Here is a 23,307-nt window from a genome sequence, read left to right as displayed (position 1 = left end):
AAGCGAGAGCCCGACCACAAGCGGTTCGACGTCGATGGTTTCGATGCAAGGCGTGCAGAAATGGTTCGGCCAACTCCATGTGCTGAAGGACATCAACCTCGACGTCGCTCCCGGCGAAGTCGTCGTCGTGATCGGCCCATCGGGGTCAGGCAAGTCCACATTGTGTCGGGCTATCAACCGACTCGAGACGATCGACGAGGGCACGATCCTGGTCGACGGCGACAAACTCCCCGAAGAGGGCAAGGGTCTCGCCCGACTGCGAGCCGACGTCGGCATGGTGTTCCAGTCATTCAATTTGTTCGCCCACAAGACGATCCTGGAGAACGTCACGCTGGGGCCGATCAAGGTTCGCAAAGCGAAGAAGACTGCCGCGGAGGCGCGCGCCCATGAACTTCTCGTCCGGGTCGGTATCGATACGCAGTCGGAAAAATACCCGGCCCAACTGTCCGGCGGACAACAGCAACGTGTCGCGATCGCACGGGCACTGGCAATGGACCCCAAAGTCATGCTGTTCGACGAGCCGACCTCGGCGCTCGACCCCGAAATGATCAAAGAAGTCCTCGACACGATGATCGAACTGGCCGAAGGCGGCATGACAATGATCGTCGTCACCCACGAGATGGGTTTTGCCCGTACGGCCGCCAACCGCGTGCTTTTCATGGCCGATGGCCAGATCATCGAGCAGAACACACCGGAAGAATTTTTTACCAATCCACAATCAGATCGCGCCAAGGACTTCTTGGGAAAGATCTTGAAACACTGAGTGAAGGGGACACACATGAAACGCATACAATTTGCCGTCATCGCTGCCACCGCAGCACTGATATTGGGGGCATGTGGAAGCGCCGGCGAGACCGACTCGAATCCAGTCGACAACAAGGCCGACTCCAATGCAGCAAGCAATTTCAAGGACGGCACGGCGATGCAGGCGATCGCCAAGTCGGGCAAAGTCAAGATCGGCGTCAAGTTCGACCAGCCGGGCCTCGGGTTCCTGAAGGCCGGAACGAAGATCCCCGAAGGCCTCGATGTCGAGATGGGCAAACTGATTGCCGCCAAACTCGGCATCAAGGCAGCAGACGTCGACTGGGTCGAAACCATCTCCGACAACCGTGAGCCCTTCCTCCAGAAGGGCACCGTCGACTTCGTCATCGCCTCCTATTCGATCACTGATGACCGCCAGAAAGTTGTCGGTCAAGCTGGTCCCTACTACGTCACGGGCCAACAGATCCTGGTGAAGAAGGGCAGCAAGATCAAGAGTGTCGACGACATCAAGGGCAAGGAAGTCTGTTCGGTGACCGGATCTACTTCCCTCGATCAGGTCGAGAAGAAGGGTGCAAAGCCGGTCGGCCTTGACACCTATTCGTTGTGTCGCGATCAGGTTCTCGATGGCCAGGTTGACTCCATGACAACTGACGGGTCAATCCTGCTCGGCTATGCAGCCCTCAACCCCGATGAACTTGAAGTGGTGGGCGAACCATTCTCCACCGAGAACTACGGCATCGGCTACAACAAGGACAAGCCCGAGCTGTGCCAGTTCATCACCGACACCATCAAGGGCGCCGAGGACGACGGCGATTGGGCCAAGGCGTTCAAAGCAACACTAGGCAAGTCCGGGGTCAAGACTCCGACTCCGCCGGCGATGAACCCCTGCGCCTGATCCACCGGTGAACCGGGTCCGTCCTCATCGGGCGGCCCCGGTTCACAACTCGGCTCGACAGAAAGGACGGTGACAACCGATGCAGGTCTTGATCGACAACTGGGACATCATTCTCAAAGCATTTGTTCTGACGATCAAACTGCTCATCGTCGCCGGAGTGCTGTCGTTGCTGCTCGGCACCCTGCTCGCCGCAATGCGAGTGGGTCCCATCCGAGTCCTCAATCGGGCGGGCACGCTATACATTTCGATCTTCCGCAACAATCCGCTTCTGGTGTTGTTGATCCTCGTGATCTACGGATCGCCCAAACTCGGTGTGCACATAAGTTATTTCAACCTGAATGTGCTCGCATTGACGTTGTACACCTCACCGTTCATTTGTGAAGCACTACGTTCAGGCGTCAATTCGATCCCGCTAGGCCAGGCCGAGGCGGCCCGTTCGATCGGTCTCACCTTCACCCAATCAATGCGCAGCATCATCCTGCCTCAATCATTCCGTGCGGTCGTGCCGCCGATTGCCAGCGTGCTGATCGCCTTGACCAAAAACACCTCGCTGGTTTCGATATTCGGACTTCTCGATGCAACTGCGCGGATGAAAGGGCTGCTCAATGACCACCCGTCACAGTTGTGGTGGATTTTCTTCGGGATTGCACTCGGCTACATCGTCATTGTCGAAGTCATTTCGGTCGGTGCCATGCTCCTCGAGCGCCGTTGGAGGATTGCCTGATGGCCGCCTCAGTACTTTTTGACGCCCCCGGCCCCAAGACGGTTGCCCGACATCGCGTCTACGCAGTCATTTCGATGATCATGCTGACTGGAATGCTCGCCGCGGTCATCTGGTTGCTGTATCGGAAAGGCCAGTTCGCCTACGCTCTGTGGGAGCCATTCGTCACCCCCAGGATCGTCAACCTGCTGGTCATAGCGCTTGGGCAAACCTTGTCGGCCGCGGTTGTTGCCATCGTGGGCGCCTTCGTATTCGGGCTCATCTTCGGCGCCGGCAAGTTGTCCGAGCATCGACTCCTGCAATGGCCGTCGTGGATCGTGGTCGAATTTTTCCGCGCCGTTCCACTGTTGATGCTGATCATCGGTGTGTGGTTCTACATCGGCCCCGAACCTGGCATGAAGGCGTACTGGGCGTTGGTCACCGGCCTGATCCTCTATAACGGCGCGGTATTCGCCGAGATCTTCCGTGCCGGCATCAATGCCGTGCCGAAAGGTCAGCCCGAAGCCGCGTATGCGATCGGCATGCGCAAATCTGCTGTGATGCGCATCATTTTGATCCCGCAAGCCATCAAAATCATGCTGCCAGCGCTCATAAGTCAAGCCATTGTCGCGCTCAAGGACACCAGTCTCGGCTACGCAATCTTGGCGCCTGGCCTCGTCTCGCAGGGCAAAATCATCTCCGGAACGTTCCGCAACGTCATACCGACCGGACTTGTCATCGCGGCGATCTTCATCGCGCTCAATCTGATACTCACTTGGCTTGCCACGCTTGCCCAGAAAAAATTCGCTGGCGAGCACAAAATTGACGTCACAGCAGTCGGCGCATTGACCGACCGTAAGACCGGCAGTTAACAGGCCACCGACACCGGCGGCTTCTAAGCTTTCTTCTTGGTGACCCAAAGGCGGATCGTGCCCTCGACCGTGACGGTCCCATCGGGCAACGCCGCCTTGACCGTGATTGGCACGTCGCCGCCCTCGGCCCAGTCCTCAGGGCTCGATTCGGCCGTGCAGGTCAACGGCCCGGCGGACTTAGCGACATACTTCACGTCCATGCCCTTGGGCAGCCAGCGGCTGTCCTTGGGGCAGGTGGCCTCCGCAAGCAGTCCCATCGCTGCCTCCAGACCATTGCAGGCGGCTATCGCGTGGATCGTGCCGATGTGATTGAGCACCGAGCGCCGTTTGGGAATGAGCACTTCACCGCGGTGCGGTCGCATGTCCTTGACCTGCAGATGGATCGAGGAGAAGTACGGCGCCTTCTGCCCATAGGCAATTGAGAACAACCGTCTACCCTGCGGCAATGCGGTCATCTTTTTGTACAGGTCATATGTGGAAGCCATAACCAAAGCCTAAGGTAACCGCGATTTACCGATAATGCCGACGCTAAACCGCGCTGAGCAGGACGAGGATCAACAATAGGAAGCTGATCGCGCCCAGCGCTGCCCGGAGCCAGACCGCATACCGGCTGCCCGTGGCGATCTGCCGCTGTATGCCCGGGTCACTGGGCACCATGATCGCCGAATGCCGCAACCGGGTCATTCGTCGCGCCTGTGCAACCCCGGTCGCCACAGCTATCAGCAGCACCGCAGCGACGAACACCATGGCCCACGACAGGCCGTCCCACGTGCGCGCGCCTAGGAGGACGCCGCCAGCGACCAGAGCGATCAGCAGAGCGGCTGTGGATAGGGTGCCGAAGCGCCGACCGAAACGACGAAAGAACGCGATGCGATCTGCCGGCGTCAATGTCGCGGTCGCGGTGCGCGCCACCATGATCAACGTGACGTAACCACCCAGCCAGATCGAGCCGCCCACCACCAACAGCCCGAGCGCGATGAAACGGAGCGGATCAGCGAGGTCGTACGGCACGTGTAGTCCACCTTTAGTTCGCCCCTGTCGGGCTTGATGTGTCGCACCCACTGTATCGAGCTGCGCACCGTACTAATTGTTCTGCTGCTCAAAGCACCTCCGTACACGTCGTAACAAATTTCGGCGGGCCCTACTACGCGGCTAAGGCACAGATCGTCACCGATCTGAGCGGCCGCCGGTAACCCCCGAAATAGCCACCTGAGCCGGGATCGGCAAAGATAGACAGATGATCCCGCCCAAGAACATTGATCTGAACGTGCCAGACGACTGGACTGTGTCGGTCCCTGATTCGGGCGACATTGCTGATCTGACCGACCTGCTCAGACGCCACGAGGCTGCAGCAATCGGTCAATTTTCGGCCTCGAGGGCATCGGTCGAGGGCAATGTTTCGGGCAACAATGAGATCGCTTGCGCACACATCATGGCACGCGATGAGGCTGGCGTCGTGCGCGGCTGGGGTAGCGTCCACGACCGTGCCGCGGGCCGCACCCTCGGCGCTGTGACAGTCGATCCTGACCTCGCCGACGCGCTCGCCGATCCGCTCGCCAGCACGCTTTACCACTGGGTCGAGGAAGCCACGATCCACATCGGCCGCGAACGCGAACTCAGCCAAACCCACCTCGATTCAGGAGCATTCGCCGACGATGTACGCCAACAGCGTTGGGCAGCAGCCGCAGGCCTGACCCACGTACGATCCTGGTGGCAGATGAGTCGCCCCGTCGATGCCAGCGAAGCCGCTCCCGGTGCGCTCCCCGAGTCGCGCGACGAGATTGTCGTTCGACGGGTGCGACGCGGTCCCGACGGCCAGCCCAATGAGCTCGATCTACAAATCGTCCACGAATTGTTGGAAGCATCGTTCGCCGATCACTTCAATTCACACTATGAGACCTTCGACGAATTCTTGAACCGCCTGCGCTCGGATCCGGGCCACCGGTGGGATCACTGGTGGATCGCCGAGACTGCCGTCGCAGACGCAGAACACACCCCGCTCGCCGAGCGACTACCGGCCGGGACGCTCATCGGTACCGTCGCCGAATCACCGGGCGACGCGCCCAACGGGACCCATGTTGAGTATCTGGGCGTGCTGCAATCCGCACGCGGCCATGGTGCGGCCAAGGCACTGCTCAATGCGGTCATCGCCGACGCCGCCGGCCGCGACCGTGACCATGTCGAACTCGAAGTCGACATCGATTCACCCACCGGCGCCGACGGGCTCTACCTTGCGCTCGGCTTCGAGCCGAAATACACGACTCAGTCCTGGCACAAACATTTTTCCATCGACGCTTAACGCGACGGCTCGAACAGTTCACGCGACGCAGTACACACGATCTCGGGGAACTGCACCGACTCCGGCTGGATCCACAGGCCTGCGCTGAACCCACATTTCTCCAGCACACGGATCGAGCGTCCGTTGCGCGCATCGGGGCTCGCAACGAATCTGGGCGCCGCTGGATAGTCACGACACAAGACATCTCGACAGAACGCCATGATCATTTGGGTTCCCACGCCGCGGTCCACCACATCGGGCTCACCGATCAGGTAGTCGAAAGCGACCGCCTCTAGGTCCTGCACTCGCACTGCGTAGTCGTCGTAGGCGCGGACCGGGTAATCCTGCAGGTAGCCGATGTCTCGACGGTCCAATTCGGCAATCCACATCCGTGTCGGACTAGTGCCAGCAAGTTGCGGGGCGTAGTGCATGGTCGCGGCCTCGAGCGTACGTGGCTCGTCGCCGAACCACGGTTGTGCGTGATGGGCCGCCAGCCAACCAACCAGATTGGGCAGATCGGCCAAGGCCATCGACCGGAACACGAACGCCATGGCGGCATCCTAACCATCACGCTACAAGGAATCGAGTGGCTGGACCTCGGCATTGAGCTCGTCCCGAACGACGTCGAAGGACAGCCCTGGCGGATAGCCCTTGCGCGCCAACATGCCTACGAGTCGTCGGATCTGCGTTTGCTGCTCAAGCCCGGACATCGACCGTAGCTTTGCCTGCACCAGACGGTGCGCGGCCGCCCGCTCATCGTCTGGGTCGAGGTCGGCGAGGACCGCACACGCGATCTCATCATCAATGCCTTTGCGGCGCAATTCCGTCGCGATCGCCCGGCGGGCAAGACCCTTGCCCCGCTGGCGTCCCTGCACCCATGAACGAGCGAACTCCTCGTCATTGATCAGGCCCGCAGCAGCGAACTTATCGAGCGTCGCTTCCATGACCTCCTCAGGCACCTGCCGCTTGGCGAGTGCCTGAGCGAGATCATGCCGGCTGTGAGCTCGCTCGGCGAGGCGACGCATGACGATCTCGCGGGCGAAACTCGCGAGCTCGACCGGCGTCATTTCCTCGACCGATTGACGCATCGAGGCGCCTAGAAGTCGACGTCGCTGGGAATGACATCGGCGATGTCACCGCCGGCCCGTGCATCGGCCGGATCATCCACCTGAGCGCCGATGCCGAGCTGCTCGAAGATTCGCTTCTCCAACTCATTGGCCAGGTCAGGATTGTCTTTGAGGAACTGGCGCGAGTTTTCTTTGCCTTGGCCAAGCTGATCGCCCTCGTAGGTGTACCAAGCACCGGCCTTGCGGACGAGTCCGGCATCGACGCCCACATCGATCAGGCTGCCCTCTCGGCTGATGCCCAAGCCGTACATGATGTCGAACTCGGCCTGCTTGAACGGCGGCGCAAGCTTGTTTTTGACGACCTTGACGCGGGTGCGGTTGCCGACCATGTCGGTGCCGTCCTTGAGCGTCTCGATGCGGCGAACATCCAGCCGGATCGACGCATAGAACTTGAGTGCCTTGCCACCGGTTGTGGTCTCCGGCGAACCGAACATCACGCCGATCTTCTCGCGCAGCTGGTTGATGAAGATCGCGGTGGTGCCGGAGCCGTTGATCGCACCGGTCATCTTGCGCAATGCCTGGCTCATGAGACGGGCCTGCAAGCCAACATGGCTGTCGCCCATCTCACCGTCGATTTCGGCGCGTGGGACGAGCGCTGCCACCGAGTCGATGACGATGATGTCAAGCGCGCCGGAGCGGATCAGCATGTCGGCGATCTCGAGCGCCTGCTCGCCGCTATCGGGCTGCGAGATCAGGAGCGCATCGGTGTCAACACCGAGGTGACGGGCGTAGTCGGGGTCAAGCGCATGCTCAGCATCGATGAAGGCCGCCACGCCACCGGCCTTTTGCGCATTGGCAACCGCATGCAGCGCGACAGTCGTCTTGCCCGAAGACTCCGGGCCATATATCTCGACGACGCGGCCACGCGGCAGTCCGCCTATTCCGAGCGCGACATCAAGCGCAGTGGCACCGGTCGGGATGACCTCAATAGGCGCACGGACTCTGTCGCCAAGACGCATGACCGCGCCTTTGCCATGCGCCCGGTCGATCATGGCCATCGCATTGTCAAGTGCGCGGTCACGGTCTTCGGGCTTAGCCGGTTGAGCCTTAGGTTGGGTGGTCTTCGATGCGGCCATAATGATCCTTCTTAGCTAGCAGGTGGCAGGTTATCTACGACGTTAGAAGAACCCTCAGACATTTGTGGGCCTCATCGACCCCGCTGTGGACAACATCCTTCGTACGTCAACCTGTGGATGACTCTAGCCCGAACACCTGTTCGAACGATGCGACACGCCGAACAGCTTCAAGATTTGGCCGATATCCGCCCATTTATCTCGATCCGCGGCCAAGATTTGGGACGATATCGGCCAAATCTCGGGGATCGGGCTTCGCCGCGCTGCGCGCGGCCGCGCCTTAGCGAGCGTTGGCGGGTAGTTGGAGTTCGACGTGAACCGCGCGCCATACCGTTTTGGGCTGCTCCCCCGCGCTCAATGCTTCGTCAACCGTCCGGCCGCCGAGGCCTCCCAGCACCTGGCTGTTAGCCCAACTGCGGGCGTACGTAGCACCGAGATAACGCTCCATACGGAGCCAGAACTCGCTGTGTTTCATCCGATCGTCGCTGACAAAGTCTGGCGCGACTCAGGCGGCGGAGACGGCAACGTCATTGCGCGCGATCGACGAGACACTCGCCAGATACGCTTCAGCAGCTTCTTCAACTTCAAGTAGCGAACTAACGTCGAGCAGAACCTTGGACAACGGCACCTCGAGGGCGCCAGCGAGAGCGGCCAGGAGCTCGGAACTGGGCTCCTTCTGTCCGCGTTCGACTTCGGAGATGTAGCCAAGGCTCACGCGTGCCCGCGCCGAGACATCTCGAAGAGTCAATCCTTCAGAGATCCTGCGGGCGCGCAGAACCTCGCCGACAAACTGTCGCATTACGGTCATGGGCACCTCCGCTCGATCTTGACTGTATAACCCCGCAACTAGCGAGATTCTTCCTTAACCCTATCCACAAAGTATGACAGGAGCGCGTCCACCGTCGTGTTTCGGACCGACTCACGGTCGCCATCGAGATGTAAGTCATATGTCGCGGTGCCTTCTGGACCCGCAATCGCGACGAAAACTGTGCCCGCCGGCTTGTCCTCGCCCGGGCCAGGTCCGGCAACTCCAGTCGTCGCCAGACCGTAGGTCGAGCCGAACCGTCGGCGTACGGCGTTGGCCATACTGGCCGCGATGTGTGGGTCGACCGTCCCATAGCGACGAATCAAATCGGCCGCGACGCCAAGCACATTGATTTTGGCCTCCGCCGTGTATGCCACGATGCCGCCGGCGACGACGTCAGAAGCACCAGGAACCGCGACGAGCCGAGCACACACAAGCCCGCCGGTCAGGGACTCGGCGGTCGCAACTGTGGCAGTCTCCGAGCGGAGCCCCGAAATGACATCCTGCACGGCGCTCATGCGGCCTTCGAAGCCTTGCTGTCGCGCCGCAACGTGATTGCTTGACGAACATAATCGGCGCCAGTTACAACGGTGATGATGACGGCCGCAGCCATCGTCACATGGGTGACCCACAGCATGACGTCCGAAACCGTGTTGTCCCAGAGTTCGAATGGCAAGGTGTAGCCGCCAAGTGCGATCGCCTGCAACATCGTCTTGAGCTTGCCGCCACGACCAGCTGGCATGACGCCATGCTTCTTGACCACGAAACGCATCACGGTGATGCCCCATTCGCGCAGCAGCACGAGCACGGTAATGGTCCAGAAGAGTGGATTGTCAAAGATGATCGCGAGTCCGACGAACGCCATACCCGTCAGTGCCTTGTCAGCGATCGGATCGGCGAGTTTGCCAAAGTTAGTGACCAGGTTGTGCTTGCGGGCCAAGTCACCGTCGATCTTGTCGGTCACCATCAACAGGAAGAAAGCAACCCACGCCCATACGCGGAAGGACTCCGACTCGCCTCCGTGGGTCAGCAGCAGCCATCCGTACAGCGGCACCCCGGCAATGCGAAGGAGGGTGAGCGCGTTGGGGACATTGACGTTGCTCGGCTGTTCTGCCGTTGTCATGAAACCCTTTCGATCCGCTTCCGGTGCCGCTATGCGTGGCCTACTGTCTCAGTATGGAGCAGGCGGCCTAAGCGCCGCCAACTGAGTCTCAGCGCCACCCGGTGAGATCGTCGTCGTGAAGCCGAGCGGAGCGGTATAAATTTGTCCGCCGTCGTCGGTCAAAACCTTGATCCGCGGATCGAAGCGCACGCCATCACGGTGCTCAACCCTGATGTCGCCGAGTTCGCGCCACAGAAATCCGACCCACTGATTGCCATCCCGCAGCCGTACGCCGTGGTGATCGGCCACGAACAGCGGTGTCGCCGAGTCCGAGGCTGCCACGAGATGTAGGTAGGCGAGCACCGCGAGGACCGCCACAATGATCCACAGGAGTGGCTGCTGCGCCGTGTAAGCCTGAATGCCGAACAGCACCATGAGAACTGCGGCGACGAAGCCGATCCCGTAATAGAGCGAGGCCCGACGTCGGATCTCGAACACTTCATCCATGCTGATCAGCCGGCCTGGATGCTCGCGAGAACATCATCTAGGTCATCGGCATTGACGAGCACATCGCGTGCCTTCGAGCCTTCGCTAGGACCGACGATCCCACGGCTTTCGAGGATGTCCATGAGCCGCCCGGCCTTCGCGAACCCGACCCGGAGTTTGCGTTGCAGCATCGAGGTTGAACCGAATTGGGTTGTGACACACAATTCGATCGCCTGCAGGACCAGATCCATGTCGCCGCCGATGTCGTCGTCGAGCGCACGTTCGGACTTCTTGACCGCAGTGACGTCGTCGCGATAAACCGGTTTCAGTTGAATCTTGCAGTGTTCGACGACCTCATGAATCTCGGCTTCGGTCACCCATGCACCCTGCATACGCATCGATTTGTTCGCGCCCATCGGCAAGAACAAACCATCGCCTTGGCCGACCAATTTTTCTGCGCCCGGCTGGTCCAAGATGACCCGGCTATCGGTCACCGAGGAGGTCGCGAAGGCCAACCGGCTCGGCACATTGGCCTTGATCAATCCAGTGACGACATCGACACTCGGCCGCTGAGTTGCGAGCACCAAATGGATGCCAGCAGCGCGTGCAAGTTGAGTGATCCTGACAATCGAATCCTCGACATCTCGCGGTGCAACCATCATCAGGTCGGCGAGCTCGTCGACGACAACCAACAAATAGGGGTACGCCGTCAGGACGCGCTCGCTGCCCGGCGGGACCTGTATTTTGCCGGTCCGAACAGCTTTGTTGAAATCATCGATGTGCCGGAAGCCAAAATTGGACAGATCGTCATAGCGCAGATCCATCTCGCGTACGACCCACTGCAGCGCTTCGGCGGCCTTCTTCGGATTAGTGATGATCGGCGTGATCAGGTGCGGCACGCCCTCATATGCGGTCAACTCAACGCGTTTCGGATCGACTAGGACCATACGGACCTCTTCGGGCGTTGCCCGCATCAAGATCGAGGTGATCATTGAGTTGATGAAGCTCGACTTGCCCGAACCGGTGGCACCAGCGACCAGAAGGTGCGGCATTTTGGCCAGATTGGCCACCACGTAGCCGCCCTCGACGTCCTTGCCAAGCCCGACGACCATGGGGTGATGGTCATTGCGAGCCCTATTGGAGCGCAACACATCGCCGAGCGAAACCATTTCTTTGTCGACGTTCGGGATTTCGACGCCGATGGCAGATTTGCCGGGGATCGGTGACAAGATCCGCACTTCGTTGGAGGCAACCGCGTAGGCAATATTCTTCGAAAGGGCCGTGACCTTCTCGACCTTGACAGCGGGTCCGAGTTCGACCTCGTAGCGGGTCACTGTCGGGCCACGTGTGTAGCCCGTGACATGTGCATCGATCTGGAACTGCTCCAAAACTTCGGTAAGCTGGTCGACCACCTCATCGGAGGCAGCAGACCGCTTCTTAGGCGGCGTGCCCTCACGCAGGTTTGTCGTTGCGGGCAGCGTGTAGACACCGTCGCCTGACAGCGCGAGCTGTTCGACGCCGTCTGGGATCGGCTCGATCGGTGCAATCGGGCCGGTGGGATCGGAATCCTCAGCCGGCGCAGCATCCTGATTCTTACGCTTGCGCGGCTTAACCGGGACCTGACGGTCTTCGTCGGGTCCGTCAACGAGTGGATTGTCGAAGGGCTCATCGATATCGAGCTTGGTCTGCGGGTGACGGCGCTTCGTCGACTCATCAACCGGAGCTTCAGTTTTGTTGCGCCCAAGTGCCTTGTCGCGAAGCTCGGCAAGCCGTGACGGCACCGCATACAGCGGCGTATTGGTGACGATCAATAAACCGAATGCGGCGACGAGCACCAGCAGCGGCGCCGCGACGTAGGAGCTCTTGAGTAAGTCGACCAAGATCGAGGAGAACAGGAAGCCAACCGAACCACCAGCATCGCGAACTGCGTCCATGTCACTTGGGCGCGGAACGCCGTGAGCGATCGAGACCAGACCGAGGATGCCGCCGACGAGGGCAAGCCAACCGAAAAGATGTCGACCGCCCGGGTTGGCAACATCGGGATGGCGCATCGTGCGCCAGGCAATGACGACGAGTACGATCGGCGCGGCCCAGGCGAGAATGCCGACCGAACCGGCGACGGTCATGCGTACGCCATTGGCCACCGAACCGGGAAGCTGCCACCAGACGGCCGCGGCAACGACGATCCCAAGACCCAGCAAGGTCAGGCCAATACCGTCACGGCGCTGTTCGGGCTCAAGCTCTTTAGCGCTGTGGCCGATGCTGCGCGCAATCGCTCCGATGAGGCCGGCAATGCCGAGCCAGATCGCGCGGACTGCGCGCAGGATTGCCGTCAGGGCAGTGGTCAGTGGTCCAGGTCCCGATTTTGGAGCCGGTCGCCGCTGCGCGGGCCTGCGTGTTGCAGGTTTGCGCCCCTTGGAGGAGCTGCGTGCGGCCGGCTTCTTGCGGGCCTGGCTTCCGGACGGCCGCTTGCGCGGCGGGGAAGACGTTCGGGTCGCCATATGCCGAGTCTAAAGGACAACTTGAGTGTTTGGCGTTAGGCAGACCCCCAAACACCAAGATTTGTTCGATTTGCTCCCCTTTACGTCAAAAAGATGGGCACAAATCGAACAAATCTTGGGCGCTGTCAGGGCTTTCGTCGCGCTTAGGCCTCTAGCACTATCGGGATGATCATCGGGCGGCGGCGGAGTTTACGACCGACAAAACTGCCGACCGTGCGACGCATCACCTGTTGGACCTCGCGCTCGTCATAGGCGCCATCGGCCAGCGCCTGCTCAATCGCGGTCACCAACTTGGGCGTGATCTCATCGAACGCCTCATCAGGCTCGGCCATGCCCCGGGCATGGATCTCCGGCCCGGTCACAATTTTGCCATTGGTCGAGTCGACCACAACGACGATCGAGATAAAGCCTTCGTCGCCGAGGATCCGCCGATCCTTGAGTTCGGACTCGGTCAGGTCACCAACCGACGAGCCATCGACATAGACATATCCGCAGTCAACCGCGCCGACGATTCTTGCGTGCCCGTCGATCAGATCAACGACGAAGCCGTCCTCGCACAAGATCACATTGGGTACGCCAGTCGCGGTCGCGAGTTTGCCGTTGGCATGCAGATGACGAATCTCACCGTGCACAGGCATAACATTGCTGGGCTTGACGATGTTGTAGCAATACAGCAGTTCGCCAGCCGAAGCATGGCCTGAGACGTGTACGAGCGCATTGCCCTTGTGCACAACGGTCGCTCCGAGCTTGGTCAGCCCGTCGATGACGCGGTAGATCGCATTCTCATTGCCCGGAATCAGCGATGAGGCCAACAAAACCGTGTCACCGGGCTCAAGACCAACCTGCTGGTGGCTGCCATTGGCAATTCGCGAGAGCGCGGCCATCGGCTCGCCCTGCGAACCGGTTGCCACCAACACCATCTTCTCCGGTGGGGCGGCATCGATCTTGTCGACGACAACGCCATCGGGCACGTTGAGGTAGCCCAATTCGCGAGCAATTTGCATGTTGCGGACCATCGAGCGACCGACATAGACAACCTTGCGGCCATGTTTGGCGGCGGCGTCGAGCACCTGTTGTATGCGGTGAACATGCGAGGCAAAGGATGACACGATGATGCGCCGCTGACTGGTGGCGAACACTGCATCAATCGCCGGCGTGATGTTGCGCTCGGAGACGGTGAAACCGGGCACTTCTGCGTTGGTCGAATCGGTCAGGAACAGATCGACTCCGGCTACACCGAGCCGGGCAAACGCGCGCAGATCGGTGATCCGGCCGTCCAGCGGCAATTGATCCATCTTGAAGTCGCCGGTATGCAGAACCACTCCGGCTGGCGTCTTGATCGCAACCGCCAGCGCATCGGGGATTGAGTGGTTAACCGCAACGAACTCGCACTCGAACGGGCCGAAGGTTTGCACATCATCTTCGGCAACGACATGCCGTGGCACTTCTTTGAGCCGGTGCTCACGCAGCTTGGGTTCGAGGAAGGCCAGTGTCAGTTTGGAGCCGACGACGGGAATGTCACCGCGTTCACGCAGCAGGAATGGCACGCCGCCGATGTGGTCCTCATGGCCGTGCGTCAGGACAATGGCGACGACATCGTCAAGGCGATCGCGGATTGCGGAGAAGTCGGGAAGGATCAGATCGACGCCTGGCTGATGCTCTTCGGGGAACAACACGCCACAGTCGACGATCAGAAGTTTGCCGTCGTATTCGAAGACGGTCATGTTGCGGCCGATCTCACCGAGCCCGCCGAGCGGAATGATGCGCAAGGCACCCTCTGCCAACGCGGGGGGCGGATCGAGCTCGAGGTGCATATGGCTCATGCCGGAACCTCCGTCAGAAAGGCACGGTACGAAGATACCGGCATGAATAGTGGATCGTGATTCGCTCGCTGGCGCTCGCTCAAGGGGTTCAGCTTTCGAGTAGGCCCGAAGCGATGAGTCCGTCGCGTACGATCGCGACCTCTTCCTCGGTTGCTTCGGGTAGTGGTGCACGCATTGTGCGTTGCTCAAGCACGCCGAGGAGCTGCAGTGCCACCTTGGAGGTGATTGCTCCTTGCGTAACAGTCATCATCGCCTTGACGGCGGGAAGTAGTTGGTTGTGAATTGCGCGCGCCGTTGACAGGTCACCAGCGTCGACCGCGGCGACCATATCGGCATACTGGCGGGCCGCCGCATGGCCGACGACGCTGACGACGCCACTGGCGCCGAGCGCCAGCCACGGGAAGTTGAGCGCGTCGTCGCCGGAGTAGAGCGTAAGGCCGGTTTCACGCATGAGCCATGAGCCGCGCGTCAGGTCGCCCACGGCGTCTTTGATCGACAGGATCAATGGGTTTTTGGCCAGCATTGCGTAGGAGGATTCGGCAATCTGGGTCCCGGTGCGGCTAGGGATGTCGTAGACCATGACGGGCAGATCCTCGCCAGCTTCGGTCACCGTATTGATGTGGCTGACGATGCCCGATTGCGGCGGCTTGCTGTAATAGGGCGTCACAATCAGCAAACCGTCCGCGCCAGCCTTGCGCGCCTGGCTCGCAAGCTGGATCGAGTGCCGCGTGTCATTAGTGCCGACGCCCGCGACGATCGAGGCCCGGTCACCGACCGCTTCGACGACGGCCGCAAGTAACTTGCCGTCCTCCTCGACCGTGGTCGTCGGCGCTTCGCCGGTGGTGCCGCTGACGATCAAACCGTCATTGCCCTGATCGACCAAATAGGTCGCAACCTTCTGCGCCCCAGCCAGATCAAGCTCACCATCGACGGTGAACGGCGTCACCATCGCGGTCAGAACGCGCCCGAACGGCGCGGCAGCGGTGGCGAGCGGCGAAGTCATACCTCGAGGTTACCGCTTCGGGTCGATACGGAGCCATGCAGGATAGGGGTATGAGCGAGGACTATTACGCAATCGACACGACTTCCACAGCGCGCGGCGACGGAATCCGTGATCTGACCCTGACCGAGCGTTGGAACACGCCGTTGGGCAAGCCGAATGGCGGCTACATTCTGGCCGCCATGCTGCGTGGCCTCGGCGACGAGATCGGTGCCGACGACCCCTTGGTCGCCTCGATCAGCTATCTCAAATCTCCCTCGGCCGGTCCGGGCGAATTGCACACCAAATCGCTTCGTTTGGGTCGCCGCGTGCAGACCGCCGAGGCCACGCTGATCCAGAATGATGCTGCGGTAGCGCACCTTGTCGCCAGTTTCGGTCCGCGTGGCGAAGGCCGGACGGTCGAGCTCGGCACTCCCCCGCAACTCCCCCCGCCGGACGCATGTGGTGATCCGCGCGAGGCCAGTATTCCCGGCGGCGGAATCTTCGACCGCGTCGACTACCGCTTGGCCACCCGACCGGGTTGGGCCGACGGTACGCCGAATGGCGATCCGACTGTCGAGCTTTGGCAGCGATTGGCCGGTGGGCGCGAAATCGACTTCCCGGCGTTGGCGTTTCTCGTCGATGCCTATGCACCCCCGGTCATGGAACTCGGCGAGTTCGGCTCGATGACGGTCCAGTTGACCGTGCATTTGCATCGCCTTCCCGTTCCCGGCTGGCTCGCCACCCGGCTCGTCACGCGCCATGTCGTCAACGGCTTCCACGAGGAGGACTGCGAGCTGTGGGATTCGGCGGGCAATCTCGTCGCCCAGTCGCGTCAGTTCGCCATCCTGCTCTAAGTCGGTTGGGTGATTACAGCGCCTTGTCAACTCAAAAAAACGGTCGTGCCGCCCTGTTCGATGGCCACGGCAATGAGGTGTGTGGCGATCTGCTCGGGCGTAGCATCCCCGGCCAGCTCTGGCACATCGTCGCGGTGAACACAGCTGTCCAATGGGTCACCGTCATCCCGCTTCACACACACCATTGGAATGCCGCCGTTGGCGGTGGTTGGGAGTCTCAAGACTCCATATCCGACAAGCTCGCCCACCGGACCGACCTGCTCGACGAAGCGGGCCAACGCGGTCGTGTCGTGGTTCAAATAACGGACCGGCCCAGCACCAGTCTCGAGAATGAAACCAAACTCGTCGATACCGTGGATCCTGACCGTCTCATGGAGTTTCGGCTCCCGCCACGTGAGGCGGGCTTGGATCCGGTGAATGCTGTGTCCGGGTGTGTAGATCGCGCAATACGCGCTGCCGGAATTTGACGTGACCATGATGGTCTCCTACCTGGGCACGTAGCCCTCCGCTTGCCGCACAGCAGTTGCTCCGCGGCCCGCTCCTCATCTGGAGGCACCCACCACGTGAGGGGTTGCCGGACAGCAGGCCAGGACCTTCGCGCTGTCGCTCTTGAGCGTGACTATGACGCTACCAATGACCGCTGACAGAAAGTGACTGCACTTTAGTCCGACGGCATATTCGGACTACTCCCCGCGCGCTTGCGCCTGCGAACGGTGGGAGTAGCTCACGATGTCGAACGCCGGGGAGCCGGTATGTGGATCGCGCTCGTACTCGGCCCAATCGGCCCAATCCAGGTCCGGGAAGTAGGTGTCCCCTGCTGGCGCGGCATCGATGTGCGTGACGACAAGTCGGTCAACCAAGCCGAGAGCGAGTACCTGGCGATAGATCTGCGCACCACCGACGATGAAAACCTCTTCGTCGAGTTCGTAGGCCCGGTCGAGCGCCGCTTCGAGGGAATGCTCTACCTCCACCCCGTCGGCTTTCCAGTCGTTCTGGCCGGTCACCACAATTGTCGTGCGTCCCGGCAGCGGTCGGCCGATCGACTCATACGTACGACGGCCCATGACCATCGGATGGCCGAGCGTTATGCGTTTGAAATGGGCGAGGTCGGCCGGCAGATGCCACGGCATATCACCATCGACACCGATGACGCCGTCCGCTCCCATCGCCACCACGATGGTGGCGGTCACAGTGTTGAACTCATTCGCCTCATACTGCAATCGGCGCTTTGATACCCGGATGCGGGTCGTAGCCGCTGAACTTAAATGAGTTGAGGGTGAAGTCATCGATCGACGTGACGGTCGGATCAATCCACAGCTCCGGAAGGGCACGCGGCTCCCGGGTGAGTTGCTCTCGGGCCTGATCGAGGTGGTTGAGGTAAAGATGCGCATCACCGAGCGTGTGTACGAAATCGCCGACCTCAAGGCCGGTGAGCTGCGCGACCATATGGGTCAGCAAAGCGTAGGAGGCAATGTTGAATGGCACGCCGAGGAAGACATCGGCCGACCGCTGATAGAGCTGGCAGGACAGTTTGCCGTCCGCGACGTAGAACTGGAAGAAGGCGTGACACGGCGCTAGCGCCATTGCCTCGAGGTCGGCAACATTCCAAGCACTAACAATGTGTCGGCGTGAGTCAGGATTGGACCGAATGTCCGCGATGACGTTGGCGAGCTGATCGATGTGATCGCCACCGGGCGTCGGCCAGGAGCGCCATTGATAGCCGTAGATCGGACCGAGGTCCCCATTGGCATCGGACCATTCGTCCCAGATCGACACGCCGTTGTCGCGCAGATATGCAGTGTTCGTATCGCCGGCGATGAACCACAACAGCTCAGCGACCACCGATTTGATGTGGATTTTTTTCGTCGTAACTAACGGGAACCCGGCCTGCAAATCGAACCGCATCTGATGGCCAAACACGCTTTTGGTGCCGGTGCCGGTGCGATCCCCCTTGTCGGCGCCCTCGTCAAGGATTCGCTGGATCAGGTCAAGATACGCACGCATGAGGCCAGTCTACCCAAGGGTGCGGATACGATCTATGCAAAACTCTGTTCCATGCCCACTGAGTCGCCGGCGACGATCGCCAAGGACATCCGTAAGTTCGCCATCATCCAAATTGTCATCACGATAGCGTTTCTGCTGTTCGTGTTCTGGGCGTTCGGCGGCACGCAGGATGCCCGTCCACCAATCTGGGTGTTCGTGATCCTCTTGGCGACAATCGGGATTGCCGCATTCTTCTCCGAGCGCGTATGGCTCGGCGCGCAGCCGCTTGATCCTGAACGTACGGCTGACGTGAACCAACGTCTTGCCCTTGATGCGTTCACGTCGCAAACGATGCGCCGGTTGCTGATCAGTGAGGCACCGTTGCTGTTTGCGGTCCTGATGTGTTTCGTCGAAACGTGGGGCGGTTGGCCGGTCCTGATCAGTGCGATCCCGGGTATCGCACTGCAGATGTTCGAGACCTACCCGTCATTGCGCAACACCTCGATGGCGGCGGCGATCATGGATGGCAATGGTGCCGAGTCACGGCTGGTCGAGAACTTTCGGAGTGCATGACACAATCGAGATGCGCTCGACCCACGGGGATTTTGATAGCTACCTGCGGTGAACCCCCCGGCTCATGATCAGGCGCGGCGTACGTATCGAAGGAGCAATCATGGCTGTCCCCATGTCGTGTGATAGGACCCAATGCCATTACGGCTCGGCCATCGTCATCGATCGCCCGAACGTATGAGTGCCGATGTCAGCGCGCGTCTCGCCTGGCCCGCCGACGCAGCGGCAATCGCGGAGATCCAGATCGCTGCGTGGCGTCAAGATTATGCCGATTTGCTGCCAACTGAGGTACTTCTGGGGCTGAAGGTTGCCGACTTCACCGCCTCGTGGGGGGCCTCGCTTGAGCGGCCCCAAGATGCGCGGATGCGGGTTTTGGTTGCGCTCGAACGCGCAACCGTGCGCGGCTTCGCCTTGGTTCATCCATCGAAAGATCCCGATACCGACGAGATCGGTGATGCGGAAGTTGCCGAGTTCGTGATCGATCCTCTGCATCGCCGCGCCGGCCACGGCTCACGGTTGCTACAAGCATGCGTCGACACTCTAGTTGCCGATAAATTCACGCAGGGATTGTGGTGGGTCGGCACGAAAAATGACGTGCTTCGCGAGTTCGTGACCGGCACCGGTTGGGCCGCTGATGGCGCGCACCGTGAACTCGAGAGCGAGGCCGGCACAACGATGAAGCAGGTTCGTCTGCACACGACGCTCGCCTGAGGACAGTATGAAGTCCGATCGTTCGGTCATCGCCGATTCACTCGGGGTTGGCATCGCCACCGGCCTGTACGGCATCTCGTTCGGGGCAATCGCCACAACCTCGGGGTTGAGCGTGCTCCAGACCTGCGCCCTCTCGCTCGCGGTTTTCACCGGCGCATCACAATTCGCGTTCATCGGCGTTATAGCCGCGGGCGGTGCTCCGCTGGCCGGTGCGGCCACCGCGATCCTGTTGGGCAGTCGCAACCTGTTCTACGGGCTCAGTTTGGCCCCGCGTTTGCAGGCTCATGGCCCGGCCAAACTCCTCACCGCTCACATCGTCATCGACGAATCGACCGCGATGGCGGTGACGCGTGAGACCCCACACCAGGCCCGGCTCGGGTTCCATTGGACCGGTTGGTCGATCTTCTTCCTCTGGAACCTCACAACCCTTCTTGGTGCGCTCGCCGGCGAGGCCATGGGCGACCCGCGAGCATACGGGCTCGACGCCGCGGTCGGAGCGGCGTTCCTGGGGCTGCTATGGCCCCGGCTCAATTCCATAACAGCGCGCTTGATCGCGCTGATCGCAGCCGCCACAGCCCTGGGGTTGGTGCCTTTCAGCCCCGCCGGCATGCCGATCATCGTGGGCGGTGCCATTGCGGTCGGCATTGGGCTGCTGTGGCCGAGACGGTCAGTATGAGTCCGCTCTGGATCGGCATCCTCGTGGCCGCAGTTGGTTGCTACGCTTTCAAGCTTGCTGGCCTCTCGGTGCCCGAACGCGTTCTCAATCATTCAGTGACGCTCCGTGCAGCCGATCTCATACCGGTCGGCCTGCTTGGTGCCTTGATCGCGGTTCAGGTGTTCGCCACTGACACGAGACTCGTGATCGATGCCCGACTGTTGGGTCTCGGTGTGGCTGCCGGGCTGTTGCTCTTGCGCGCACCGTTCCTTGTCGTGGTGTTTGGTGCGGCGCTGGCAGCTGCCCTAGCGCGCCTGATCTAGCTAGTCCGCAGAGCTGACGCGTAGGTCCAGCGATGCGCGTGGATCAGTCAAGCCCGAGGATCCCTTCAAGGCCGACCGTGACACCCGTCGTACCGACAATTCCACGAACCGCTGCGACAACCCCGGGCATGAACGACTCGCGGTGGATCGAATCGTGGCGGATCGTGAGCGTCTCACCGACACCGCCGAACAGCACCTCCTGCGAGGCGACAAAGCCACGTGCACGCACCGCGTGAACTGCGATCCCTGCGATGGAAGCACCGCGCGCCCCATCGGGATCGGAGGTGGTCGCATCGGGCACCGCACCCTTGCCGGCCTCGGCCCGGGCGGCTGCGATCAGTTCTGCGGTACGCGTCGCAGTGCCCGATGGCGCATCGACTTTGTCCGGATGATGCATCTCGATTATCTCGGCCGATTCAAAGAATCGTGCCGCAGTCGCGGCGAAACGCATCATCAGCACGGCGCCGATCGAGAAATTGGGTACGACGAGCACGCCAACCGACGGTGACTCCCCCAGCCAACCTCGCACCTCTTCGACACGTTCATCAGAAAAGCCGGAGGTGCCAACGACCGCATTGATGCCGTGGTCGACACACCAGCGCAGATTGTCCATGACAACCGACGGGTTGGTGAAGTCGACAACGACCTCGACCCCCGCGGCCGTCAACGCCTCAAGTGAATCGTCCAGATCGATCTCCGCCACGACTTCGATGCCATCGGCAGCGATCAGCGCCGCCACCGACTCAGCACCCATACGACCATTTGCACCCAGAACCGCCACACGCGTCATGCCGCGATCGTATCGGTCGACCCGAGCCAGCCGATCAGGCGACCGTCGGCGCGATCATCGCAAACAGATCCTTCGGATCGGTCGGCTCAGCCACGAGTTCGAGGGTGGAGCAGTAGCCGGTGCCCTTGACCGCATCCCGCACGAAGCACAGCGCAGCAAAGTCTTCGATGGCGAAGCCAACTGAGTCGAACACGGTGATCTGTTCGCTCGACGTACGGCCCGCACGTTGACCGTTGATGACTTCCCACAACTCTGTGACCGGGAAGTCGGGCGCGAGCTTTTGAATCTCGCCCTCGATCCGCGTTTGTTCGGTGAACTCAACGAACACGTCGCCGCGCTGGAGAATCTGCTCATCAAGCTCGGTCTTCCCCGGGCAGTCGCCGCCGATCGCGTTGATGTGAACGCCGGCCTGAACCATGTCGTCAGTCAGGACGACAGCATTGACTTTGTCTGCCGTGCAGGTCGTGATGACGTCAACGCCGTCGACTGCATCGACCGCGCTTGTGGCGACCACAATCTCGAAACCGAGCGGGGTCATGTTGCGCACGAACTTCTCCACTGCATGGGTATCAACGTCCCAGATCCTGAGGCGGTTGATGCCGAGCGCGGCGCGGAAGCCGAGCGCCTGGAATTCCGATTGCGTTCCGGCTCCGATCATCCCCATCGTCGTGGAGTCCGGACGCGCCAACCAACGCGCAGCCATCGCAGACGTCGAGGCAGTACGCAGCGCGGTCAGAAGCGTCATTTCGGACACAAAGGTCGGATAACCGTTGTGCACATCGGCCAAAACTCCGAATGCGGTCACAGTTTGGAAGCTGCGTGCCGGATTGGCGGGATGCCCGTTGACGTACTTGAACGCGTAGGTTTGGCCGTCGCTCGTGGGCATCAGTTCGATGACCCCGTCGGTGGAGTGTGCGGCGATACGAGCGGTCTTGTCGAACTCGGGCCAACGGCGGAAATCATTCTCCACCGCCTCGATCATCCCAGCGATGATGTTCTCGGCACCTTCATCACCGATCCAGCGCGCCATCGCGGACACATCGACATACGGAACCAAAGCTTTGGGCGTTGACTGCTGCAGGGTTACGGCCAGCGTCTCGAATAACGCGGTCATGACCGAAGCTCCAGCGTGCAGCATTTGATGCTGCCGCCGCCCTTGAGCAGTTCGGAGAGATCGATTCCGATTGGGTTGTAACCGCGATCACGGTATTGCTTATGCAGTCCAACTGCTTTGTCAGTGAAAATCACGTTAACTCCGTCCGAAATTGCGTTGAGTCCCAACACCTCGGCATCTGCGTCGGTGGCGATGATTGCGGCCGGGAACAACCGGCGCAGCAGCATGTTGCTGGCGTGGCTGAAGGCACCCGGATAGTAAGCGACATTGCTGTCATCAAGCACGGTGAGCGCAGTGTCGAGGTGATAGAACCGCGGATCGACCAGTTCAAGTGAGACTACCGGCCGGTCAAAGAAACGCTGCACCTCAAGATGCGCGGCCGGTGACGTACGGAAGCCAGTGCCGGCGAGGAATAGCTCACCGACGACGAGGAAGTCTCCTTCGCCCTCGTTTTGTTCAATTGCCTGCTGGGCGGGGCCAAAGCCGGCGTCGGCGAACCAGGAGCGGTAAAGCTCACCTTCTGGCTGTCGTTCGGCGAAGGTGAAGCGCGCCGCCAATGCTCGCCCGTCGAGCACGATCCCGCCGTTTGCCGCGTAGACCATGTCTGGCAATCCATCGCTCTGGTCGATGACGTCCACGGTGTGTCCGAGGCCCTCGTATGCGGCCTTCAACTGTTCCCACTGCATGATTGCGAGGGCGGTGTCGACCGGCTTGTTCGGGTCCATCCACGGGTTGATCGCATAGGTGACATCGAAGAACGTCGGCCTACACATGAGGAAGCGCTTCAGCTGCGCACCTTGAGTGGACGCAGCACCTGCGGCTCCACGGGACATTGCGGACACGGTCACGTCGTTCTGCTCCTCGATTGATGGTATTTCAATCGTAGGACAGGACCATCGCG

Annotated in this window: 29 protein-coding genes and 1 riboswitch; of the genes, 10 read left to right on the top strand and 19 right to left on the bottom strand. The window is 60.9% G+C overall.

Annotated features, from left to right (window positions below; all coding sequences use genetic code 11):
* Positions 1-34: 34 nt before the first annotated feature.
* From AC2YB9_RS07935 to AC2YB9_RS07920, 4 genes are all read left to right on the top strand, one after another.
* Positions 35-763, top strand: a complete 729-nt coding sequence (locus AC2YB9_RS07935; protein WP_487268580.1) for an amino acid ABC transporter ATP-binding protein — start codon at positions 35-37, stop codon at positions 761-763.
* 15 nt (positions 764-778) lie between these two features.
* On the top strand, positions 779-1,657 hold the full coding sequence (locus AC2YB9_RS07930; protein ID WP_487268291.1) for a glutamate ABC transporter substrate-binding protein: 879 nt from the start codon (positions 779-781) through the stop codon (positions 1,655-1,657).
* 79 nt (positions 1,658-1,736) lie between these two features.
* A complete protein-coding gene (locus AC2YB9_RS07925; protein WP_487268290.1) occupies positions 1,737-2,381 on the top strand; it encodes an amino acid ABC transporter permease in 645 nt (214 codons plus the stop codon).
* Positions 2,381-3,229: an amino acid ABC transporter permease gene (locus AC2YB9_RS07920; RefSeq protein ID WP_487268289.1), complete on the top strand. Its 849-nt coding sequence runs from the start codon at positions 2,381-2,383 to the stop codon at positions 3,227-3,229. Before AC2YB9_RS07925 ends, AC2YB9_RS07920 begins: the two co-directional genes overlap by 1 nt.
* 23 nt (positions 3,230-3,252) lie before the next feature.
* Here AC2YB9_RS07920 and AC2YB9_RS07915 read toward each other — a convergent pair whose 3' ends face one another.
* Positions 3,253-3,714, bottom strand: coding sequence for a hotdog fold domain-containing protein (locus tag AC2YB9_RS07915; RefSeq protein WP_487268287.1), 462 nt, complete (start codon positions 3,712-3,714; stop codon positions 3,253-3,255).
* A 43-nt stretch (positions 3,715-3,757) separates the two neighbouring features.
* Positions 3,758-4,240, bottom strand: coding sequence for a hypothetical protein (locus tag AC2YB9_RS07910; RefSeq protein WP_487268285.1), 483 nt, complete (start codon positions 4,238-4,240; stop codon positions 3,758-3,760).
* A gap of 226 nt (positions 4,241-4,466) precedes the next feature.
* Here AC2YB9_RS07910 and AC2YB9_RS07905 point away from each other — a divergent pair, with 226 nt between their 5' ends.
* The gene (locus AC2YB9_RS07905) at positions 4,467-5,528 is read left to right on the top strand and encodes a GNAT family N-acetyltransferase (RefSeq protein WP_487268284.1); all 1,062 of its coding nucleotides are present in this window, start codon (positions 4,467-4,469) and stop codon (positions 5,526-5,528) included.
* On the opposite strand, the gene AC2YB9_RS07900 is transcribed toward AC2YB9_RS07905, so the two are convergent.
* The 11 genes from AC2YB9_RS07900 to dapA form a co-directional block, all read right to left on the bottom strand.
* On the bottom strand, positions 5,525-6,058 hold the full coding sequence (locus AC2YB9_RS07900; protein ID WP_487268283.1) for a GNAT family N-acetyltransferase: 534 nt from the start codon (positions 6,056-6,058) through the stop codon (positions 5,525-5,527). The two genes, AC2YB9_RS07905 and AC2YB9_RS07900, sit on opposite strands and share 4 nt — an antisense overlap.
* A 21-nt stretch (positions 6,059-6,079) precedes the next feature.
* The gene (locus tag AC2YB9_RS07895; RefSeq protein WP_487268282.1) at positions 6,080-6,595 is read right to left on the bottom strand and encodes a regulatory protein RecX; all 516 of its coding nucleotides are present in this window, start codon (positions 6,593-6,595) and stop codon (positions 6,080-6,082) included.
* Between the two features lie 8 nt (positions 6,596-6,603).
* Complete coding sequence (gene recA, locus AC2YB9_RS07890) at positions 6,604-7,710, bottom strand: recombinase RecA (RefSeq protein ID WP_487268281.1); 1,107 nt, start codon at positions 7,708-7,710, stop codon at positions 6,604-6,606.
* A 277-nt stretch (positions 7,711-7,987) separates the two neighbouring features.
* Entirely contained in the window at positions 7,988-8,182 is a 195-nt protein-coding gene (locus AC2YB9_RS07885) for a DUF3046 domain-containing protein (protein WP_487268280.1), read from the bottom strand.
* A 30-nt stretch (positions 8,183-8,212) separates the two neighbouring features.
* On the bottom strand, positions 8,213-8,515 hold the full coding sequence (locus AC2YB9_RS07880; protein ID WP_487268279.1) for a helix-turn-helix domain-containing protein: 303 nt from the start codon (positions 8,513-8,515) through the stop codon (positions 8,213-8,215).
* A gap of 38 nt (positions 8,516-8,553) precedes the next feature.
* The gene (locus AC2YB9_RS07875; RefSeq protein ID WP_487268278.1) at positions 8,554-9,030 is read right to left on the bottom strand and encodes a CinA family protein; all 477 of its coding nucleotides are present in this window, start codon (positions 9,028-9,030) and stop codon (positions 8,554-8,556) included.
* A complete protein-coding gene (pgsA, locus tag AC2YB9_RS07870) occupies positions 9,027-9,635 on the bottom strand; it encodes a CDP-diacylglycerol--glycerol-3-phosphate 3-phosphatidyltransferase (protein WP_487268277.1) in 609 nt (202 codons plus the stop codon). Before pgsA ends, AC2YB9_RS07875 begins: the two co-directional genes overlap by 4 nt.
* 48 nt (positions 9,636-9,683) lie before the next feature.
* On the bottom strand, positions 9,684-10,121 hold the full coding sequence (locus AC2YB9_RS07865; protein ID WP_487268275.1) for a hypothetical protein: 438 nt from the start codon (positions 10,119-10,121) through the stop codon (positions 9,684-9,686).
* 5 nt (positions 10,122-10,126) lie between these two features.
* The gene (locus AC2YB9_RS07860) at positions 10,127-12,601 is read right to left on the bottom strand and encodes an FtsK/SpoIIIE family DNA translocase (protein ID WP_487268274.1); all 2,475 of its coding nucleotides are present in this window, start codon (positions 12,599-12,601) and stop codon (positions 10,127-10,129) included.
* Positions 12,602-12,744: 143 nt separating this feature from the next.
* Positions 12,745-14,424 (bottom strand): ribonuclease J, encoded by a 1,680-nt coding sequence (locus tag AC2YB9_RS07855; protein WP_487268273.1) that lies wholly within the window; start codon positions 14,422-14,424, stop codon positions 12,745-12,747.
* Positions 14,425-14,512: 88 nt separating this feature from the next.
* On the bottom strand, positions 14,513-15,427 hold the full coding sequence (dapA, locus tag AC2YB9_RS07850; RefSeq protein WP_487268272.1) for a 4-hydroxy-tetrahydrodipicolinate synthase: 915 nt from the start codon (positions 15,425-15,427) through the stop codon (positions 14,513-14,515).
* 50 nt (positions 15,428-15,477) lie between these two features.
* Between dapA and AC2YB9_RS07845 the strand changes: the two genes are divergently transcribed.
* On the top strand, positions 15,478-16,260 hold the full coding sequence (locus tag AC2YB9_RS07845; protein ID WP_487268271.1) for a thioesterase family protein: 783 nt from the start codon (positions 15,478-15,480) through the stop codon (positions 16,258-16,260).
* A gap of 26 nt (positions 16,261-16,286) precedes the next feature.
* On the opposite strand, the gene AC2YB9_RS07840 is transcribed toward AC2YB9_RS07845, so the two are convergent.
* The 3 genes from AC2YB9_RS07840 to AC2YB9_RS07830 all read right to left on the bottom strand — a co-directional run bounded on the left by AC2YB9_RS07840 (position 16,287) and on the right by AC2YB9_RS07830 (position 18,264).
* Positions 16,287-16,736, bottom strand: coding sequence for a hypothetical protein (locus AC2YB9_RS07840; RefSeq protein ID WP_487268270.1), 450 nt, complete (start codon positions 16,734-16,736; stop codon positions 16,287-16,289).
* A 24-nt stretch (positions 16,737-16,760) separates the two neighbouring features.
* Positions 16,761-16,875, bottom strand: a riboswitch (SAM riboswitch).
* A gap of 68 nt (positions 16,876-16,943) precedes the next feature.
* Complete coding sequence (locus AC2YB9_RS07835) at positions 16,944-17,450, bottom strand: dihydrofolate reductase (protein WP_487268268.1); 507 nt, start codon at positions 17,448-17,450, stop codon at positions 16,944-16,946.
* Between the two features lie 19 nt (positions 17,451-17,469).
* Positions 17,470-18,264, bottom strand: a complete 795-nt coding sequence (locus AC2YB9_RS07830; RefSeq protein ID WP_487268267.1) for a thymidylate synthase — start codon at positions 18,262-18,264, stop codon at positions 17,470-17,472.
* Between the two features lie 51 nt (positions 18,265-18,315).
* Here AC2YB9_RS07830 and AC2YB9_RS07825 point away from each other — a divergent pair, with 51 nt between their 5' ends.
* From AC2YB9_RS07825 to AC2YB9_RS07810, 4 genes are all read left to right on the top strand, one after another.
* Entirely contained in the window at positions 18,316-18,816 is a 501-nt protein-coding gene (locus AC2YB9_RS07825; RefSeq protein ID WP_487268266.1) for a hypothetical protein, read from the top strand.
* A 174-nt stretch (positions 18,817-18,990) separates the two neighbouring features.
* Positions 18,991-19,524 carry an N-acetyltransferase family protein gene (locus AC2YB9_RS07820; protein WP_487268265.1) on the top strand — a complete coding sequence of 178 codons (534 nt, stop codon included), beginning with the start codon at positions 18,991-18,993 and terminating at the stop codon, positions 19,522-19,524.
* 7 nt (positions 19,525-19,531) lie between these two features.
* The gene (locus tag AC2YB9_RS07815) at positions 19,532-20,200 is read left to right on the top strand and encodes an AzlC family ABC transporter permease (protein WP_487268264.1); all 669 of its coding nucleotides are present in this window, start codon (positions 19,532-19,534) and stop codon (positions 20,198-20,200) included.
* On the top strand, positions 20,197-20,502 hold the full coding sequence (locus tag AC2YB9_RS07810) for an AzlD domain-containing protein (RefSeq protein WP_487268262.1): 306 nt from the start codon (positions 20,197-20,199) through the stop codon (positions 20,500-20,502). Before AC2YB9_RS07815 ends, AC2YB9_RS07810 begins: the two co-directional genes overlap by 4 nt.
* A 43-nt stretch (positions 20,503-20,545) precedes the next feature.
* On the opposite strand, the gene dapB is transcribed toward AC2YB9_RS07810, so the two are convergent.
* Genes dapB through ddaH form a run of 3 tightly spaced genes read right to left on the bottom strand, consistent with a single transcriptional unit; the run spans position 20,546 to position 23,254 of the window.
* Entirely contained in the window at positions 20,546-21,292 is a 747-nt protein-coding gene (gene dapB / locus AC2YB9_RS07805; protein WP_487268261.1) for a 4-hydroxy-tetrahydrodipicolinate reductase, read from the bottom strand.
* A 34-nt stretch (positions 21,293-21,326) separates the two neighbouring features.
* Positions 21,327-22,406 (bottom strand): ornithine cyclodeaminase, encoded by a 1,080-nt coding sequence (locus tag AC2YB9_RS07800; protein WP_487268259.1) that lies wholly within the window; start codon positions 22,404-22,406, stop codon positions 21,327-21,329.
* Positions 22,403-23,254 carry a dimethylargininase gene (ddaH, locus tag AC2YB9_RS07795; RefSeq protein WP_487268258.1) on the bottom strand — a complete coding sequence of 284 codons (852 nt, stop codon included), beginning with the start codon at positions 23,252-23,254 and terminating at the stop codon, positions 22,403-22,405. The genes AC2YB9_RS07800 and ddaH overlap by 4 nt, the downstream gene beginning before the upstream one ends.
* Positions 23,255-23,307: the final 53 nt, after the last annotated feature.

It is taken from the genome of Aeromicrobium changchenzhani (assembly GCF_057586615.1).
The sequence above is the reverse complement of the archived record's forward strand: the minus strand, read 5'-3'. Positions and strand labels throughout refer to the sequence as shown.

What these genes read in the sequence shown, in the direction of transcription:
- AC2YB9_RS07935 (WP_487268580.1), top strand. Translation starts at nt 35, where the DNA reads ATGGTTTCGATGCAAGGCGTGCAGAAATGGTTCGGCCAACTCCATGTG.
- AC2YB9_RS07930 (WP_487268291.1), top strand. Translation starts at nt 779, where the DNA reads ATGAAACGCATACAATTTGCCGTCATCGCTGCCACCGCAGCACTGATA.
- AC2YB9_RS07925 (WP_487268290.1), top strand. Translation starts at nt 1,737, where the DNA reads ATGCAGGTCTTGATCGACAACTGGGACATCATTCTCAAAGCATTTGTT.
- AC2YB9_RS07920 (WP_487268289.1), top strand. Translation starts at nt 2,381, where the DNA reads ATGGCCGCCTCAGTACTTTTTGACGCCCCCGGCCCCAAGACGGTTGCC.
- AC2YB9_RS07915 (WP_487268287.1), bottom strand. Translation starts at nt 3,714, where the DNA reads ATGGCTTCCACATATGACCTGTACAAAAAGATGACCGCATTGCCGCAG.
- AC2YB9_RS07905 (WP_487268284.1), top strand. Translation starts at nt 4,467, where the DNA reads ATGATCCCGCCCAAGAACATTGATCTGAACGTGCCAGACGACTGGACT.
- AC2YB9_RS07900 (WP_487268283.1), bottom strand. Translation starts at nt 6,058, where the DNA reads ATGGCGTTCGTGTTCCGGTCGATGGCCTTGGCCGATCTGCCCAATCTG.
- AC2YB9_RS07895 (WP_487268282.1), bottom strand. Translation starts at nt 6,595, where the DNA reads ATGCGTCAATCGGTCGAGGAAATGACGCCGGTCGAGCTCGCGAGTTTC.
- recA (WP_487268281.1), bottom strand. Translation starts at nt 7,710, where the DNA reads ATGGCCGCATCGAAGACCACCCAACCTAAGGCTCAACCGGCTAAGCCC.
- AC2YB9_RS07885 (WP_487268280.1), bottom strand. Translation starts at nt 8,182, where the DNA reads ATGAAACACAGCGAGTTCTGGCTCCGTATGGAGCGTTATCTCGGTGCT.
- AC2YB9_RS07880 (WP_487268279.1), bottom strand. Translation starts at nt 8,515, where the DNA reads ATGACCGTAATGCGACAGTTTGTCGGCGAGGTTCTGCGCGCCCGCAGG.
- AC2YB9_RS07875 (WP_487268278.1), bottom strand. Translation starts at nt 9,030, where the DNA reads ATGAGCGCCGTGCAGGATGTCATTTCGGGGCTCCGCTCGGAGACTGCC.
- pgsA (WP_487268277.1), bottom strand. Translation starts at nt 9,635, where the DNA reads ATGACAACGGCAGAACAGCCGAGCAACGTCAATGTCCCCAACGCGCTC.
- AC2YB9_RS07865 (WP_487268275.1), bottom strand. Translation starts at nt 10,121, where the DNA reads ATGGATGAAGTGTTCGAGATCCGACGTCGGGCCTCGCTCTATTACGGG.
- AC2YB9_RS07860 (WP_487268274.1), bottom strand. Translation starts at nt 12,601, where the DNA reads ATGGCGACCCGAACGTCTTCCCCGCCGCGCAAGCGGCCGTCCGGAAGC.
- AC2YB9_RS07855 (WP_487268273.1), bottom strand. Translation starts at nt 14,424, where the DNA reads ATGAGCCATATGCACCTCGAGCTCGATCCGCCCCCCGCGTTGGCAGAG.
- dapA (WP_487268272.1), bottom strand. Translation starts at nt 15,427, where the DNA reads ATGACTTCGCCGCTCGCCACCGCTGCCGCGCCGTTCGGGCGCGTTCTG.
- AC2YB9_RS07845 (WP_487268271.1), top strand. Translation starts at nt 15,478, where the DNA reads ATGAGCGAGGACTATTACGCAATCGACACGACTTCCACAGCGCGCGGC.
- AC2YB9_RS07840 (WP_487268270.1), bottom strand. Translation starts at nt 16,736, where the DNA reads ATGGTCACGTCAAATTCCGGCAGCGCGTATTGCGCGATCTACACACCC.
- AC2YB9_RS07830 (WP_487268267.1), bottom strand. Translation starts at nt 18,264, where the DNA reads ATGCGTGCGTATCTTGACCTGATCCAGCGAATCCTTGACGAGGGCGCC.
- AC2YB9_RS07825 (WP_487268266.1), top strand. Translation starts at nt 18,316, where the DNA reads ATGCCCACTGAGTCGCCGGCGACGATCGCCAAGGACATCCGTAAGTTC.
- AC2YB9_RS07820 (WP_487268265.1), top strand. Translation starts at nt 18,991, where the DNA reads ATGAGTGCCGATGTCAGCGCGCGTCTCGCCTGGCCCGCCGACGCAGCG.
- AC2YB9_RS07815 (WP_487268264.1), top strand. Translation starts at nt 19,532, where the DNA reads ATGAAGTCCGATCGTTCGGTCATCGCCGATTCACTCGGGGTTGGCATC.
- AC2YB9_RS07810 (WP_487268262.1), top strand. Translation starts at nt 20,197, where the DNA reads ATGAGTCCGCTCTGGATCGGCATCCTCGTGGCCGCAGTTGGTTGCTAC.
- dapB (WP_487268261.1), bottom strand. Translation starts at nt 21,292, where the DNA reads ATGACGCGTGTGGCGGTTCTGGGTGCAAATGGTCGTATGGGTGCTGAG.
- AC2YB9_RS07800 (WP_487268259.1), bottom strand. Translation starts at nt 22,406, where the DNA reads ATGACCGCGTTATTCGAGACGCTGGCCGTAACCCTGCAGCAGTCAACG.